Here is a 15,692-nt window from a genome sequence, read left to right as displayed (position 1 = left end):
CACCATGCTTGCTTACATTCTTAGACGTCTGTTGTTGATGGTGCCGACCTTGATCGGCGTCGTGACCCTTACCTTTGTCGTCACGCAGTTCGTGCCGGGTGGGCCGGTCGAACAGGTGATGACGCAACTCCGCCACGGCAAAGGCCGTGGCGGAGAGGCGGGGTCGGGCGGTGGCGGCTATCACGGCAGCCAGGGCGTCGACCCGCAGCAGCTGGAGCAGATCAAGAAGCAGTTTGGCTTCGACAAGCCGCCGCTCACGCGCTACGCCCTGATGATGAAGAACTACGCGACCTTCAATCTCGGGCAGTCCTACTATCAGCACGACAGCGTGTGGGACGTGATCAAGTCCAAGCTGCCGGTATCGATCACGCTCGGCTTATGGACGGTGATACTCACTTACCTGATATCGGTGCCGTTGGGCATTGCGAAAGCAGTGCGCAACGGCTCACGGTTCGACACGGTCACCAGCGTGCTGGTGCTCTCGGGTTACGCAATCCCAGGCTTCGTGCTCGGCGTGCTGTTGCTGATGCTGTTCGGCGGCGGCACCTTCTGGCAGGTGTTTCCAATGCGCGGCCTCACCTCGGATAACTTCCAGGACCTGAGCGCATTCGGCAAGATGCTCGATTACCTGTGGCACATCGTGCTGCCTGTCACCGCATCGGTAGTCGGCAACTTCGCTATCGTCACCATCCTGACGAAGAACACCTTCCTTGAGGAGATTGGCCGGCAATATGTGCTGACCGCAAGAGCCAAAGGGGCGCCGGAGCGCGACGTGCTGTGGAAGCACGTGCTGCGCAACGCTGCGATTCCGCTGCTGACAGGTCTGCCCGCCGCTTTCGTGGGGGCATTCCTGAACGGCAACCTGCTGATCGAAACCCTGTTCTCGCTCGACGGTATGGGCCAACTGTCCTACGACTCCGTAATCCGCCGCGATTACCCCGTCGTCCTCGGTTCGCTCTTCCTGTTCACGCTGATCGGTCTTGTAACCAAACTTATTGCTGACGTCTGCTATGTCCTCGTCGACCCCCGCATCCAATTCAACCGCCTGGGCCGCTGACCCGTCGGCCGTCACGCTCGTCGCCTCGGTGTCGCCGTGGCGGCGCACGTGGCAGCGTTTCAAGAGCCAGCGTCTCGGTTACTGGAGCCTGCTGATTTTCGGCGCGCTGTTCGTGATCAGCCTGTTTGGCGAAGTGCTCGCCAACGATCGCCCGCTGATCGTGCACTACAACGGCCACTACTACTTTCCGATCGTGAAGGACTACTCGGAGACGCTGTTCGGCGGCGACTTCCCGGCCAAGACCAACTACCTTGACCCGTATATCCGTTCGCGCATTCAGGGCAACGGCAACTTCGCGGTGTATCCGCCGAATCATTACCACTACGACACGATCGACTACTTCGCGGCGCATCCGTATCCGGCTCCGCCGTCGTCGAGCAACTGGCTCGGCACCGACCAGTTCGGCCGCGATGTGCTGTCGCGGCTGCTGTACGGTTTCCGCCTGTCGGTGCTGATGGCGTTTGCGTTGACGGTCTCGGGCGTGGCAATCGGCGTCCTCACGGGCGCCGTGCAGGGCTTCTATGGCGGGCGCACCGACCTGATCGGCCAGCGTCTGATCGAAATCTGGAGCTCGATGCCGGACCTGTACCTGCTGATCATCTTCGCTTCGATCTTCGAACCGACGCTGTGGCTGCTCTTTATCCTGCTGTCGATGTTCGGCTGGCTGGTGCTGTCGGACTACGTGCGCGCCGAATTCCTGCGCAACCGTTCGCTCGACTATGTGAAGGCTGCCCGCACGATGGGCCTGTCGAACTGGCAGATCATGTGGAAACACGTGCTGCCTAACAGCCTGACGCCGGTGATCACGTTCCTGCCGTTCCGCATGAGCGCCGCCATCCTGTCGCTGACCAGTCTCGACTTCCTTGGCCTCGGTGTGCCGCCGCCGACGCCTAGCCTCGGCGAGTTGCTCGCCGAAGGCAAGAACAACCTAGACGCATGGTGGATTTCGATCTCCGCGTTTTCGGCGCTGGTGATCACGCTGCTGTTGCTGACCTTCATGGGCGATGCCTTGCGCAACGCGCTCGATACGCGCATGCGTGCTTCGGCGTTCGGGGGTGGCAAGTAATGAACAAGCCTTTGAACAAGCCCTTGCTGGAAATCGACCGCTTCTCGGTGCGCTTCGGCGACAAGGTCGCGGTGCAGGAACTGAGCCTGTCGATTGCGCGCGGCGAACGCGTCGCGCTGGTCGGCGAATCGGGCTCGGGCAAGAGCGTGACCGCCTTGTCGATCCTGCGTCTCGTGGACCAGGCGGATCTGAGCGGGCGTATGTTGCTCGACGGCGAAGATCTGCTGCAAAAGACCGAACAGCAGATGCGCGGAATTCGCGGCGCGGATGTCGCGATGGTGTTCCAGGAGCCGATGACGGCGTTGAATCCGCTCTACACGGTCGGCAAGCAGATCGCCGAAAGCTTGCGCCTGCACGAGGGCATGCGCCCGAATGCGGCGCGCGCGCGGGGCATCGAACTGCTGCGCCGTACTGGCATTCCCGAGCCGGAACGCCGCATCGACAGTTTCCCGCACCAGTTGTCGGGCGGCCAGCGTCAGCGCGCGATGATCGCCATGGCGCTCGCATGCCGGCCGCGTCTGTTGCTGGCCGACGAACCGACCACCGCACTCGACGTCACCGTGCGACAGCAGATCGTCGATCTGCTGATCGAGCTGCAGGAACAGGAAGCCGCCGAGCGCGGCATGGCCGTGCTGCTGATCACGCACGACCTGAATCTGGTGAAGCGCTTCGCGCAGCGTGTCGCGGTGATGGAAAAGGGCGTGCTGGTCGAGACCAACACCACGGAAGCCCTGTTTTCGAATCCTCAGCATCCCTATACAAAGCGGCTGCTCGACAGCGAACCGCAACGTAACATCGAGGCGGTCGAAGACGGCGCACAGCAGATCCTTCACGTGAAGGGTCTGTCTGTGGACTATCACGTGTCGGCGAAAGGCTTACGCTCGCTCTTCGGCAAGTCGACCTTTCGCGCGGTGCACGATGTGGACCTGTCGTTGCGCCGCGGCGAGACGCTCGGCATCGTCGGCGAATCGGGCTCGGGCAAGTCGACGCTCGCCGCTACCGTACTCGGCCTGCAGCATCCGGCCGCGGGGACGATCGATATCGACGGGCTGGCGCTCTCGTCGCTGAAAAACGCCAAGGCGAAGCGGGCGCTGTACTCGCGCATGCAGGTGGTGTTTCAGGACCCGTTTGGCTCGCTGTCGCCGCGTATGACGGTTGAGCAGATCATCGGCGAAGGGTTGGCCGTGCATCGTCCCGACATCGACGCGAGGGTGCGGCGCGATCGCGTCGGCGCGTTGCTCGAAGAAGTCGGTATGCCGGTTGAATCGATGCTGCGCTACCCGCATGAATTCTCGGGCGGCCAGCGTCAGCGTATTGCGATTGCGCGTGCTCTAGCCGTCGAACCCGAATTGCTGGTGCTCGATGAGCCGACCAGCGCGCTCGACGTGTCGATCCAGAAGCAGGTCCTGAATCTGCTGACGAATCTGCAGAAAAAGTACAAGCTTAGCTACCTGTTCATCACCCACGATCTGGCGGTGATGAAAGCCATGGCGCATCGCGTGATCGTGATGAAGTCGGGCCGCATTGTCGAAGCGGGCGATACGATGGACGTGCTGCATGCGCCGTCGCACCCGTATACCCAGTCGTTGCTGGCGTCCTCGATGATAGCGCCCGTGGCCGATATCCAAGAGAAAATTGCATGATTGACGAACGGTGGGCGCAAGCCGCCCGCACGCTGAAAAGCGACGCGGATTTCTGGTCGCTGCGCATAGTCGACGAAACGATCGACGATCATGAAGTCCGCAACGATGTCGCCCAGCCGTTGCGCACGATACGTGACCGCGGCGCCATGCTGATCGCCTATGCAGGCGCCGGTGCCGGTTATGCGGCCACCGCCAATCTCTCGGCAGCCGGTTTGCAGGCTGCATTGGACATCGCAACCGCGCGCGCCAGGGCGAGCGGCGAACTGTCGTTGATCGATCATCGCGAGATCGCGCGTCCGGCCACTAGCGGCCACTACGTGTCGCCGAACGCGGAACATGCGTTGCCGAGCCGGCGCGACTGGCTCGATCGGCTCTCGCGCGAGTGCGCGGCGGCCAATATCGACCCGCGCATCGTCGAACGTGCTGCGAGCGTGCAGGTGACGCACACCGATCAGCTTTACATGACCGGCGACGGCGTGCGGATCGACCAGCATTTCCGTTTTGTGATGCCGCAGTTGAGCGTCGCCGCGCATGCCAATGGCGACACGCAGGTGCGCACGCTGGGCGGTAACTACGGCACGCTCGCGCAAGGAGGTCTCGAGGTGCTGGCGCGCTACGGTTTCGACGGCGCGGGCGCACGCATCGCGCACGAGGCGCTGCAATTGCTGAATGCGCCGAATTGCCCGTCCGGCAAGCGCGATCTGCTGCTGATGCCGGACCAGATGATGCTGCAGATTCACGAGTCGATCGGCCATCCGCTCGAGCTCGACCGTATTCTCGGCGACGAGCGCAATTACGCCGGCTGGAGCTTTGTGAAGGCGGAGATGTTCGGCCGCTACCAGTACGGCTCCGAACTGCTGAACGTCACGTTCGATCCGGAACTGCGCGAAGAAGCAGCGGCCTACGCGTTCGACGACGACGGCAGCGCAGCGCACAAGCACTATCTGATTCGCGACGGCCTGCTCGAGCGGCCGCTGGGTGGCGCGCTATCGCAACAGCGCGCACATCTGCCCGGCGTGGCGAATTCGCGTGCATCGAACTGGAACCGCCCACCGATCGATCGGATGGCGAATCTGAATATCGAACCGGGTGACCAGTCGCTCGACGAGATGATCGCCAATATCGAACACGGAATTCTGATGCGCAGCAATACGTCGTGGTCTATCGACGACCATCGCAACAAGTTCCAGTTCGGCTGCGAGTTCGGTCAACTGATCGAAAACGGCAAGCTCACGCAGGTCGTCAAGCAGCCCAACTATCGCGGTATCTCCGCGAATTTCTGGCGCAGCCTCTCAGCGGTCGGCAACGCAAGCACCCGTCAGCTGTTCGGCACGCCGATGTGCGGCAAAGGTGAGCCATCCCAGGCGATTCGGGTCGGCCATGCGTCGCCTGCCTGCGTGTTCAGCAATATCGACGTCTTTGGAGGCGCATGATGAGCGGCTCCATGATGTTGCAAAACGTGTCGACGGTGGACTGGCATCGTCATTTCCTGCTGCTCGCCGATGCCGTTGAGCATGCACAGCAGGGCGCTGAAATCACGCTGATTTCGTTTTCGGCTGAGCAATCCGATTTCATCCGCTTCAACGCGGCCAAGGTGCGGCAGATCGGTAGCGTCTCGCAAGGCAAGCTGACGCTGCGCCTGATCGACGGAGCACGCCAGGCGTATTCGACGCTGACCGTTTGCGGCGAAGCTGACAGCGACCTGCAGGACGTGAGCCGTGCGCTCGCCACGCTGCGCGATGGGCTGCGCGATGCGCCGGACGATCCTCATCTGCTGTTCGATACGTCGCAGTGGGAACGTTCGACGCGCCGCGACGGCAAGGTGCCGGAGCCGCAAGCGCTGGTCCGCACCGTGGACGAATGCGCGAAGGGGCTCGATTTCGTGGGCTTTTATGCGGGCGGCACGATCGTGCGCGGCTTTGCGTCGACCAAAGGCAGCCGCGGCTGGTACGAGGTCAGCAACTTCAACTTCAGCTGGTCGCTGTACGACCCGAGCGGCCGCGCCATCAAGACGAGCTACGCCGGTGACCACTGGAGCGACGCCACGTTTGCCCGCAAGGTCGAGCAGGCGGCGGCCCGCCTGCCGATCCTCGCGCTGACGCCGCGGGCGTTGGCGCCGGGGCGCTACCGGTCGTATCTCGCGCCGGCCGCACTCGAAGAACTATTGGGCGTCACCGCCTGGAGCGGCTTCTCGTCGCGGGCGCAGGCCACGTCGCGCAGCGAGCTATACAAACTGCATACTGGCGAAGTGGCGCTCGATCCGCGCGTGACGCTCACTGAAGACCTGAGCCTCGGCATCACGCCAGGTTTCAACGAAGACGGCTACCTGCGCGCCAGCGTGCCGCTGATTCAGGACGGTCGCAGCCTGGAGCGTCTGACCAATGCCCGCAGCGCGCGCGAATACGGACTGCAGCCCAACGGCGCACTGGACTCCGAATCACCCGTTGCGCTGTCGATGGAAGGCGGCGACCTGGCAGAAGACGACGTGCTGGCGCAGCTCGACACCGGCCTTTACATTGGCAACCTCTGGTACGTGAATTTCTCGGACCGGATGAATTGCCGCCTGACCGGCATGACGCGCTTCGCGACGTTCTGGGTGGAGAACGGCAAGATCGTCGCACCGGTCGAGGCGATGCGTTTCGACGACAGCATGTACCGGCTGCTCGGCGATCAGCTGGAGCGGCTGGGCGCCCAGCCAGAACTGCTGCTGAACGACTCCACCTATGGTGAACGGGCGACCGGCGGGATGCACCTGCCGGGGCTGCTCGCGCGTTCGTTCGAATTGACGCTGTAAGTGGATGGATAAAACACAACCGCAAAACCCCTGCCTGAGGAATTCAAGCTGCGCGCGCTGTGCGTGGCGGATGCAGTGCAGTTCCACGCGCTAGAGCAGCAGCCCGCCATGCTGCGCGGCCATCCGCATCCGCCGTATCCGACCCTCGAAAAAACTCATGAGGGGATCGAGAAAATTGCTTTGCCCGAGGTGGCCATTGCCGCCATGGTCGGCGATATACTGGTCGGCTTCGGACGATTGACCCCGGGCAAGCTGCGTCGGGCTCATGCGGCCATGATCGGCCTCGGCGTGCATGAAGCATGGCATGGCCACGGCATCGGCAATGCGCTGGTCGCCGAAATGCTCGACCTGGCCGATAACTTGCTCGGTCTGCGGCGCGTCGAACTCTATGTGTTCACGGACAACCATCCGGCCATCGCGCTTTACCGGAAATACGGTTTCGAAGTAGAAGCACTGCACCGTGGGGCCTCTTTACGCGACGGTGTACTGATCGATTGCTACTTCATGGCGCGGTTGCATGAGCCGATGCCATTCGCAACGGACCAAAATAATGAACACGAGCAGCGTGAGGTTTGAGAGAGAGGCACAGGTGACACCGCGCGTCGTCGTGCGTGCGTGCGAAGCGTCTGACATGGAGGCGATTGCCGACACCATGTGTCAACCGGGTGTCCGGCGTGGCACGCTGACGATCGGCTATCGCACTGCGGAAGGCTTGCGGGAGTGGCTCGCCAAACTGCCCGCGGGCAGCATCACCGTGTGCGCGGAACTTGACGGCCGCGTGGTCGGACATGCCGGTCTGGTGGCCAAAACGCCGCGCCGTGCGCATATCGGCGCCATCGGCATCTCCGTGCACGACGCCTTCCAGGGGCGCGGCGTGGGTGCCGCGCTGCTCGCCGCGCTGGTCGAATGCGCGGATGGCTCGCTCGGTCTGCGCCGCCTCGAGCTGACCGTGTTTGCGGACAATGCAGCGGCCATCGCGCTCTACCGCCGCTTCGGTTTCGTGGAAGAGGGGCGTTCGCGTGGCTATGCCATGCGTGACGGCCAGTTGGCCGATGTCTTGCACATGGCCCGTCTGGTCGACGCGCCGTCCTTCGTGCAGCACTGACAGGAAGCCTGAGTGCCCTCATTTTTTATCGACCGACCGGTCTTCGCCTGGATTGTCGCGCTTGCCATCATGGTGGCAGGCGCGATCGCCATTCCGCAGCTTCCCGTCGCCCAATATCCGCGTCTCTCACCGCCGCGCATCGTGATCGTCGCGAGCTACCCGGGCGCGGCCACCGAGGTGGTGGACGGCGATGTGGGCAGCATTATCGAGGAGAGTCTCGATGGCGCGGACGGCATGCTGTACTACGAAACCAGCAGCGACGGCCAGGGCAACCTTGAAATCGACGCGACCTTCTCGCCCGCCACCAATCCCGACATCGCGATGGTCGATGTGCAGAACCGGCTCAAGCAGGTCGAGCCGCGTCTGCCGCAGCAGGTGGTGCAGAACGGCATCAGCGTCTTCAAGGCCTCGAATACGTTCCTGATGCTGGTCGCGCTGACGTCGACCGACGGCACGCGCGATTCGTCCGACCTTGGCAGCTACATGAACCGCTACGTGATACGCGAGCTGAAACGCGCACCCGGAGTGGGTTCGGCGCAACTGTGGGACTCCGATCAGGCCCTGCGGATCTGGCTCGATCCGATGAAGCTGCGCGAATACGGACTTGCCGCCGGCGACGTCAACGCCGCGATCGCGGCCCAGAACGCCACGGTGACGGCCGGCACGCTCGGCGACGCGCCCTCGGTGCCGGGGCAGGAGCTGGTGGCCTCGGTGGACGTCAAGGGGCAACTGGTATCGCCGGAGGAATTCGGCCAGATTGTGCTGAAGGCGAAGCCGGACGGATCGGCCGTGCGCCTGCGCGATGTGGCGCGCGTCGAGCTCGGCCGCGACGATTACTCGTTCTGGTCGCGCCTGAACGGCCGCTCGTCCGCGACCGTCGGGATTCAGTTAGGACCGCGTGGCAATGCCCTGGAAACCTCGAACGCGATTCGAGCGCGCCTCGCCGAACTGTCGAAGAGCTTGCCGCCCGGCATACAGATGCAGATCCCTTTCGACAGTGCGCACTTTGTGCAGATCGCGATTCGTGAGGTGGTCTACACGCTGATCGAAGCTGTGGTGCTGGTGTTCTTCGTGATGTGGCTGTTCCTGCGTGACCTGCGTTATACGCTGGTGCCGACGGTGGTGATCCCGGTCACGCTGATGGGCGCGTTCCTCGCGATGTGGGCGTTCGGCCTGTCGATCAACGTGTTCACGATGTTCGGCCTCGTGCTGGCGATCGGGATTCTGGTCGACGATGCGATCGTGGTGGTCGAGAGCGTGCACCGTGTGATGGAAGAGGAAGGCTTGCCGCCGCGCGAAGCGACCCGCAAGGCGATGTCGCAGATCGGCAGCGCGATTGTCGGCGTGACCGCTGTGCTGACGGCGGTGTTCGTGCCGATGGCGTTCTTTCCGGGCAGCGTGGGCGGCATTTACCGCCAGTTTTCGGTGGCGATGATCGCCTCGATGCTGGTGTCGTCGTTCATGGCGCTCTCGCTCACGCCGGCGCTCTGCGCCAACCTGCTGAAACCGACCGGCTCGACGCCGCACCAGCGCGAAGCGCGCCGCGGTCTGCGCGGCTTGTTCGCGCGCGGCGCCTCGAAGTTCGCCGAGGGTTTCGACGGGGCTTCGCACGGCTATCGCTGGCTTACCACGCGCACCTCGCAGCGTATCGGGCGCATGCTCGCCATCTATGCGGTGCTGGTCGGCGTCTGCGGGCTGCTTTACTGGAAGATGCCGGGCGGCTTTCTGCCGACGGAAGATCAGGGACAACTGCAGGTGATGGTCCAGTTGCCAGCCGGTTCGACCCAGGCGCGCACGCTGGGGGTGATCAAGCGGGTCGAGCAGATCCTGAATCATCACGCCGAGGTCGCGCACGTGACGAGCCTGATTGGCTGGAGCTTCCAGGGCAGCGGCCAGAACGTCGGCATGGCCTTCGTCGAACTGAAGGACTGGGACAAGCGCACAGTCAGCGCAATCCAGTTGCAGGACCAGTTGAATAGCGAATTCGCGAGCATTCTCGATGGCAGGGTAGACGCGCAGTTGCCGCCGTCGGTACCGGGGGTGGGGCGCTCGGACGGCTTTGTGTTCCGCATGGAGGATCGCGGTGGGGTCGGTCTGGACGCGCTTAAGGCGGCGCGCGAGGAGCTGTTCGCGAAGGCCAAAACCGATCCGGTTCTTGCCGATGTGCATTCCGAAGACCTGCCCGACGCGCCGCGCGTCGAGCTGACGATCGACCGGGCCAAGGCCTATGCGTTGGGTGTGTCGTTCGACAAGCTTTCCGACCTGCTGGGCAGCACCTTCGGTTCGACCTATGTCGACGACTTTCCGGCTTCGGGTCAGATGCGGCGCGTGGTGGTGGAGGGTGACGCGTCGACTCGCATGACGGACGACGATCTGATGGCGCTCTCCGTGATGAATTCGCAGGGGGCCATGGTGCCGCTGTCGGCCATCGCGACGCGCAAGTGGACGGTCGGGCCGGTGGCGTTGAGCCGCTACAACGGCTACCCGTCGCTCGATGTGAGCGGCCGCGCGGCGCGCGGCTACAGCTCGGGCGCGGCGATGAAGGAGATGGAGCGGCTTGCCTCAGCGTTGCCGGTGGGCGTGGCGTACGACTGGGTGGATGCCGCGCGGGAGGAGACGCTGGCGGAGAAGCAGACGCCGCTGCTGATCGGTTTGTCGCTGCTCGCCGTGTTCATGGCGCTAGCCGCGCTATACGAAAGCTGGACGATTCCGTTTGCAGTGCTGATGGTGGTCCCGCTTGGCGTGATCGGCGCGGTGTCGGCGGTACTGATTCGCGGAATGCCAAACGACGTGTACTTCAAGGTGGGGATGATCACCGTGATCGGGCTGTCGGCGAAGAACGCGATTCTGATCGTGCAGTTTGCCCGCGATCTGCACGCGCGCGGCCTGCCGCTGACGCGTGCGGTGATCGACGCCTCAGCCGCGCGCTTCAGGCCGATCGTGATGACCTCGGCGGCGTTCCTGTTGGGCGTGGCGCCACTGGTGATGTCGGGTGGGGCAGGGGCCGAGAGCCGTCAGTCGATCGGTACCGGCGTATTCGGCGGGGTGCTGGCGGCCACGCTCCTTGGGCTGGTGTTCGCGCCGGTCGCGTTCCATGCGGTCGCGTCGCTGACGCAGGGCAAGCGCCGGCGTCTGGCGGATGCCGAACATGTCGCGGCGGACGAGCGTAAGCCGGATGGGCCGGTGAGCCCGGCACGCTCGGATCGGGAGATGGAGTCGCAGTAGGAAAAGCGATAGCGCCGGCTCATGCAATGTGAGCCGGCGGCACGCCTCTCTTCGCTATTCGGTGACAGGGCGTCCTGCATCGACCCAACGCATCAACTCCCTCAGCGTCAGGCGGTAACGGGCGAAGTTGTGCTCGCCGAGCCGGGCAATATCTCCTTTGACGATCTCGGCGAGCTTCTCCGCGTCCTGCGCAGGGAGGTCAAATTCGGCGATGGCCTCTCCGAGAGGATGGCCTTCTCGCACGACGCGGCTCACCAGTTCGTTGATGGCATCGCGATGCGTAGCGCGAAACAGATTGGGCAGGCCCGCCGCCTGAATCTGCACCGCATATTTCTCGATCGAGCGGCGGTAGGTCCACGCGAACAGGTCCGCAGCGACGCTGACGTCCAGCTTCTCATACACGCCGATCCTCGCGCGACTGTAGTCGTCGTCAGTCACGTCGAGAAAACTGAGCGGCGCGCAGTTGTACATCAGAAGCGGGATATTCGCGCTGAGCCGGCTGGTTCGCTTGTTACCGTCCTCAAACGGCTGGAGATAGGCCAGGTTCACCCAGAGGAAGAAAGCGGCTTCTACGGGATTCTTGATATCACGTGCCTTCGCGACGATGATGCCGAGCATCTCCTCGAGCAGCGAGGGCATCTGTGCCGGCACATACGCCGTGTTGCTGATATTGACGACCTTCTGGCGAATCGCCCCGAGCGAGTCTTCGTCGTGCAGCAGGCCCTGCATCAACAAGGCATGGATGTTCCGGATCACCATCTCGGTGAGCCCATAGAGCGGCACCTCGTCAATCAGGAACTCGATCGCGCGCTTGTGATTGAGCAGCATGATCGCGTCCTTGTCCTGCGGGTTGGCATGCCCGGAACGGAACAGGACCTCGGTATCGAGCCGGGTGTATCGGTTGCCTTCGAGCCGGGACGACGAAAAGGACAGATCGATCAGCAGGGGCTCGATGACATTGCGCGCATATGTGCCGGCCGGCTGTTGTCCTTGCATCCGTCCTTCCTGGAACAGGTCGTTCGCAAGCGACTCAGGCAGCAGGAACGTCTGGTTGGGTTTGTAATCGTCGACGAACTTGCGTTGATAGGTGACTGGTTGACGAGCGCCGAGAGGCGCGTCGAGAGCGGCGAGGAGATCGCTTGAAGACGGAGACCACGAGGGGGATCCCATTGGAACGACGACGCCGGGACGTGCGGCGGGGGAAGGCGTGCGTGCTTGCACCGCACTCTCGAAACTGGCGAGGCCGTAACGGGAGGCCGAGGTGCTTCCCGACTGGACTACCTTTCCGTCCGCCTTGAGCCGGTTCAGGTAGCGGAGTACTGTCGCCGGTGGCTCCCCCAGTGCCGCCGCGATGTCGGTCCGGGACAGCGCGTGGTGCCCCAGATCCTGCTGCCTGACCAGAAACCTCAGGATGCTGTCGTACAGCCCGCGCTTCGCCATTTTCTTGCCGGATACCTGAAAAATTGATTCAAGATTGATTCTTGAATCAATCTTAGCTCAAAACGCCTGAAAAATGAACCAAGAATGATCCAAGATTGATCTAAGAATGATTCAAGATGCATAAATTGATCTGAGATTGATCCAAGATTGATCTAAGCGGGCGCCAGCAAGGAATCGAAACGAGGGGAGGGAGCACAAAGAATCGCGCCGCAAACCTGGACTTCGAGAGTCCAGCTTGCGGCGCGAGGTACAGCGTGTACAGCGAAGGAGGAAAGCTTACTTCGAGGCCACCAGAATCCACAAGCGCGCCAGGTCAGCCGAGCCATCGTCACCCTTGACTGCCTTGAACGCCTGAATCGCCTTCTGCTTCTGCCCGGCGACGAAATACGCTTCGCCCAGATGCAGTTGCGCCTGATCCGGATGCGGCAGACCGCCCTTGGCAATCAGCCCTTCCATCGTCGCCAGACCTTGCGGCGCCTGGCCCGCGAAGACCTGGTTGAACGCCAGGTCGAACGGCGGAATCGGCACACCGTTGGTGTCGACCGTGCTCGTCGCACGCTTGGTCGCCAGCGCCTGCAGGCGCTTTTCGCGGTCGGTACCGGCGTCTTTGCCAAGTACGCCGGACGAGAAGCCCTGATCCACCACCTGCTTGCCTTCCACCGGAGTGCCGGCAAGGATCGACAACTGCGTCATCTGCATATAGTCGTCAGCCGTCGTCAGCGAACCGGTAGCACGGCGCAGACGATAGGTGTCGATATCCAGATTCGACGCGTAACCCGGCTTGCTGCGGATTGCCGAGAACAGGTCATCCCAGTACGACTGCTTCGGGTGGAACGCCACCAGCTTTTCGAGCGCACCGCGATAGGTGGCGGAATCGTTGGAGCGTTGCGCGCACGTGCCCAGCAACTGCAACTGGGATTCGTCCGGCGCATGGCCGGCGCGCGCCTGGGCATCCACGGTGGGCTTGAGCAGGCTCACCACGTTGCCGCAGTCGTTCGACAGGTAGTACGACTGGATCAGCAGGGTCCGCATGTCCGGATCCGTGCCGCCGGACTTCATGTAACGCTGCGCCGTTTTGATCGCCAGAGGATAGTTCTTACCCTCGAAGTAGATGCCAGCCAGAGCCGCGGTGGTGCGTTGCTCGTCGGCGCCCGTCAGCTTGCCCGAAGCGAGCAGCGTTTCGTAGGCCTTCGCCGCGGTACCGGAGTCGCCGGCCGCAGCGGCAGCGGCACCGCGCATCTCTTCGATCATGTAGCTTTCGTAGGGCGTCTTGTTCGGCACGGCGTCGGCCTGAGCGATCTTCGCCAGCGCGTCCTGATACTTGTGAGCCCGGTACGAATCCTGCGCCGCGTTCAGCGGCTTGGCCACTTCGGGACGCAGGGTGTCGGCAGCATGCGACACGGTCGGCAGCACGACGAGGGCAGACAGCCCCCCGAAAGCGGCCGCAATCACGGCACGCTTGAACCGTTGATGGATCATTAGCACTCTCACATCCTTATTGCATGTACTGCTCGTTGCCGATCAACCCGATCTTGGTGGCGCCAATACGTTGTGCGGCAGCCAGCACGGCAGCGACATCCTTGTACGGCACCAGCTTGTTCGGCAGCAGATGGATCTCAGCCTGCACCGGCTCAGCAGCAACCTGAGACAGTTTCGAGTTGAGGGTGGCCTGGTCCGGAATAACCGTACCGTTCCACATCATCGTGCCGTCGAAGTCGATATCGATCTGCACCACTTCCGGCTGGACTGCCGGAGGAGGTGGGTTGCCGACCGGCAGGTTCATCTTGATGGCGTGCGTCTGAATCGGAATCGTGATGATCAGCATGATCAGCAACACCAGCATCACGTCGATCAGCGGCGTGGTGTTGATGTCGACCATCACTTCCGGTTCGCTACTACCGCCCGAAGATACGTTCATTCCCATAATCTGCTCCTGTCGACCGCAGTTAGCGCTTTAGCGCTTACTGCGGTCCCATGCAACGCTAGCCCCCGCGCGGCGGCGGCTCAGTGATAAATGACACCTTGGCGATGCCAGCACGCTCGCAGGCGGTGATCACGCGGCCGATAAACTCGTAACGCGTGTTCTGGTCGCCACGCACGTTGACTTCCGGCTGCGGTTGCATCACAGACACGGTCTTCAACTGCGTGAGCAGCGTCGCCGCATCCACGTGCTTCTCGTTCCAGAAGAAATCGCCATCGCGGTTGACCGCGATCACGATACTTTTGGGCGTGGTCTGCAGCGGCTGGACCGCCTCACTCGGCAACTTTACCGGCACCGTGTGCGTAACAACAGGAATCGTGATCAGGAAGATGATCAGCAAAACCAGCATCACATCGACTAGCGGCGTGGTGTTGATGTTGGAGATGACTTCGTCTTCATCCCCATCTTGCCCAACGCTCATAGCCATGATTTACCCCGCGTGTTCGACCAGCGTAGCCTTCTGGGCTGCAACGGTGCGCTTGGCGCGGCCGCTGCCGGCCAGCAGGACCGTGTGCAGTTGTGCGCCGAAGCCACGGACACGTTCCATCACCGACTTGTTACGGCGAACCAGGAAGTTGTAGCCGAGCACCGCCGGGACTGCCACGGCCAGACCGATTGCCGTCATGATCAGCGCTTCACCGACCGGACCTGCCACCTTGTCGATCGAAGCCTGGCCGGCGATACCGATAGCCGTCAGTGCGTGGTAAATACCCCAGACCGTACCGAACAGGCCGACGAACGGCGCCGTGGAGCCGACCGTACCGAGGAAGGCGAGGCCGTCCTGCAGGCGGTTCGACACGCTGGTGATAGCGCGCTCGACCGACACGTCGATCCAGGTGTTGCGGTCGACGGCTTCGAGGAGCGCTTCGTCGTGGTGTTCGCCGGCGTCGATCGCGGTTTCTGCGATGAAGCGGAACGGCGACGCTTCGTCCAGCAGCTTCGCGCCTTCGGCGAGCGAGGGAGCGGTCCACAGCTGTTCGTCCGCGCTCTTGAAGCGGCGGTTGGCACGGTACTGCTCGAAGAACTTCGTGATCATGATGTACCAGCTGCCCATCGACATGATCACCAGCAGGATCAGCACGAAGCGGGCAACGAAGTCACCGTTCTTCCACAGGGCGCCAAGACCGTACGGGTTGCTGACGGTTTCGGAGGTAGCGGGTGCCGGCGGCGGCACAGCCTGGTCCGCCGGTGCTGCTGCGGGTGCGGCCGTCGGTGCGGCGTCGGCGGCCGATGCTGCTACGGTTGCGTCGCTGGCTTGCGCGTAGGCAATTTGCGGTGCGACAAAGGTTGTTGCCGTGGTTACGGTCAACACCATGCTTGCCGCCACTGCGGCGAGAGAACGCTTCTTCATGTCTGCTCCAGTTCATGCGTTGAACTTGTA

At 62.8% G+C, this 15,692-nt stretch carries 13 protein-coding genes; 8 read left to right on the top strand and 5 right to left on the bottom strand.

What is annotated here, in order from left to right; all coding sequences use genetic code 11:
• Nucleotides 1-4: 4 nt before the first annotated feature.
• Genes M0954_RS00550 through M0954_RS00515 form a run of 8 tightly spaced genes read left to right on the top strand, consistent with a single transcriptional unit; the run spans nucleotide 5 to nucleotide 10,890 of the window.
• Complete coding sequence (locus tag M0954_RS00550) at nucleotides 5-1,057, top strand: microcin C ABC transporter permease YejB (protein ID WP_122154283.1); 1,053 nt, start codon at nucleotides 5-7, stop codon at nucleotides 1,055-1,057.
• Entirely contained in the window at nucleotides 1,011-2,123 is a 1,113-nt protein-coding gene (locus M0954_RS00545) for an ABC transporter permease (protein WP_122154284.1), read from the top strand. Before M0954_RS00550 ends, M0954_RS00545 begins: the two co-directional genes overlap by 47 nt.
• Complete coding sequence (locus M0954_RS00540) at nucleotides 2,123-3,766, top strand: ABC transporter ATP-binding protein (protein WP_297351063.1); 1,644 nt, start codon at nucleotides 2,123-2,125, stop codon at nucleotides 3,764-3,766. Before M0954_RS00545 ends, M0954_RS00540 begins: the two co-directional genes overlap by 1 nt.
• Nucleotides 3,763-5,199 (top strand): TldD/PmbA family protein, encoded by a 1,437-nt coding sequence (locus M0954_RS00535; RefSeq protein ID WP_297351061.1) that lies wholly within the window; start codon nucleotides 3,763-3,765, stop codon nucleotides 5,197-5,199. Before M0954_RS00540 ends, M0954_RS00535 begins: the two co-directional genes overlap by 4 nt.
• Nucleotides 5,199-6,560, top strand: a complete 1,362-nt coding sequence (locus M0954_RS00530; protein ID WP_297351069.1) for a TldD/PmbA family protein — start codon at nucleotides 5,199-5,201, stop codon at nucleotides 6,558-6,560. The genes M0954_RS00535 and M0954_RS00530 overlap by 1 nt, the downstream gene beginning before the upstream one ends.
• 30 nt (nucleotides 6,561-6,590) lie before the next feature.
• Nucleotides 6,591-7,136: a GNAT family N-acetyltransferase gene (locus M0954_RS00525; RefSeq protein WP_297351067.1), complete on the top strand. Its 546-nt coding sequence runs from the start codon at nucleotides 6,591-6,593 to the stop codon at nucleotides 7,134-7,136.
• Nucleotides 7,111-7,665: a GNAT family N-acetyltransferase gene (locus M0954_RS00520; protein ID WP_297351059.1), complete on the top strand. Its 555-nt coding sequence runs from the start codon at nucleotides 7,111-7,113 to the stop codon at nucleotides 7,663-7,665. The genes M0954_RS00525 and M0954_RS00520 overlap by 26 nt, the downstream gene beginning before the upstream one ends.
• A 12-nt stretch (nucleotides 7,666-7,677) precedes the next feature.
• Complete coding sequence (locus M0954_RS00515) at nucleotides 7,678-10,890, top strand: multidrug efflux RND transporter permease subunit (protein ID WP_297351057.1); 3,213 nt, start codon at nucleotides 7,678-7,680, stop codon at nucleotides 10,888-10,890.
• A 54-nt stretch (nucleotides 10,891-10,944) separates the two neighbouring features.
• On the opposite strand, the gene M0954_RS00510 is transcribed toward M0954_RS00515, so the two are convergent.
• From M0954_RS00510 to M0954_RS00490, 5 genes are all read right to left on the bottom strand, one after another.
• Nucleotides 10,945-12,330 carry a Fic family protein gene (locus tag M0954_RS00510; protein ID WP_297351055.1) on the bottom strand — a complete coding sequence of 462 codons (1,386 nt, stop codon included), beginning with the start codon at nucleotides 12,328-12,330 and terminating at the stop codon, nucleotides 10,945-10,947.
• Between the two features lie 276 nt (nucleotides 12,331-12,606).
• Nucleotides 12,607-13,815, bottom strand: coding sequence for a tetratricopeptide repeat protein (locus M0954_RS00505; protein ID WP_297351053.1), 1,209 nt, complete (start codon nucleotides 13,813-13,815; stop codon nucleotides 12,607-12,609).
• A gap of 10 nt (nucleotides 13,816-13,825) precedes the next feature.
• Nucleotides 13,826-14,254, bottom strand: a complete 429-nt coding sequence (locus M0954_RS00500) for a biopolymer transporter ExbD (RefSeq protein WP_122154292.1) — start codon at nucleotides 14,252-14,254, stop codon at nucleotides 13,826-13,828.
• A gap of 58 nt (nucleotides 14,255-14,312) precedes the next feature.
• Nucleotides 14,313-14,738, bottom strand: a complete 426-nt coding sequence (locus M0954_RS00495) for a biopolymer transporter ExbD (protein ID WP_122154293.1) — start codon at nucleotides 14,736-14,738, stop codon at nucleotides 14,313-14,315.
• A gap of 3 nt (nucleotides 14,739-14,741) precedes the next feature.
• The gene (locus tag M0954_RS00490; RefSeq protein WP_297351051.1) at nucleotides 14,742-15,662 is read right to left on the bottom strand and encodes a MotA/TolQ/ExbB proton channel family protein; all 921 of its coding nucleotides are present in this window, start codon (nucleotides 15,660-15,662) and stop codon (nucleotides 14,742-14,744) included.
• Nucleotides 15,663-15,692 lie beyond the last annotated feature (30 nt).

Source organism: Paraburkholderia sp., assembly GCF_026225065.1.
In the GTDB taxonomy this organism is placed as follows: Bacteria; Pseudomonadota; Gammaproteobacteria; order Burkholderiales; family Burkholderiaceae; genus Paraburkholderia.
Note: the sequence above shows the minus strand (reverse complement) of the source record. Positions and strands in the feature narration are given on the sequence as shown.

What these genes read in the sequence shown, in the direction of transcription:
- M0954_RS00495 (WP_122154293.1), bottom strand. Translation starts at nt 14,738, where the DNA reads ATGGCTATGAGCGTTGGGCAAGATGGGGATGAAGACGAAGTCATCTCC.
- M0954_RS00535 (WP_297351061.1), top strand. Translation starts at nt 3,763, where the DNA reads ATGATTGACGAACGGTGGGCGCAAGCCGCCCGCACGCTGAAAAGCGAC.
- M0954_RS00545 (WP_122154284.1), top strand. Translation starts at nt 1,011, where the DNA reads ATGTCCTCGTCGACCCCCGCATCCAATTCAACCGCCTGGGCCGCTGAC.
- M0954_RS00500 (WP_122154292.1), bottom strand. Translation starts at nt 14,254, where the DNA reads ATGGGAATGAACGTATCTTCGGGCGGTAGTAGCGAACCGGAAGTGATG.
- M0954_RS00490 (WP_297351051.1), bottom strand. Translation starts at nt 15,662, where the DNA reads ATGAAGAAGCGTTCTCTCGCCGCAGTGGCGGCAAGCATGGTGTTGACC.
- M0954_RS00510 (WP_297351055.1), bottom strand. Translation starts at nt 12,330, where the DNA reads ATGGCGAAGCGCGGGCTGTACGACAGCATCCTGAGGTTTCTGGTCAGG.
- M0954_RS00550 (WP_122154283.1), top strand. Translation starts at nt 5, where the DNA reads ATGCTTGCTTACATTCTTAGACGTCTGTTGTTGATGGTGCCGACCTTG.
- M0954_RS00520 (WP_297351059.1), top strand. Translation starts at nt 7,111, where the DNA reads ATGAACACGAGCAGCGTGAGGTTTGAGAGAGAGGCACAGGTGACACCG.
- M0954_RS00540 (WP_297351063.1), top strand. Translation starts at nt 2,123, where the DNA reads ATGAACAAGCCTTTGAACAAGCCCTTGCTGGAAATCGACCGCTTCTCG.
- M0954_RS00530 (WP_297351069.1), top strand. Translation starts at nt 5,199, where the DNA reads ATGAGCGGCTCCATGATGTTGCAAAACGTGTCGACGGTGGACTGGCAT.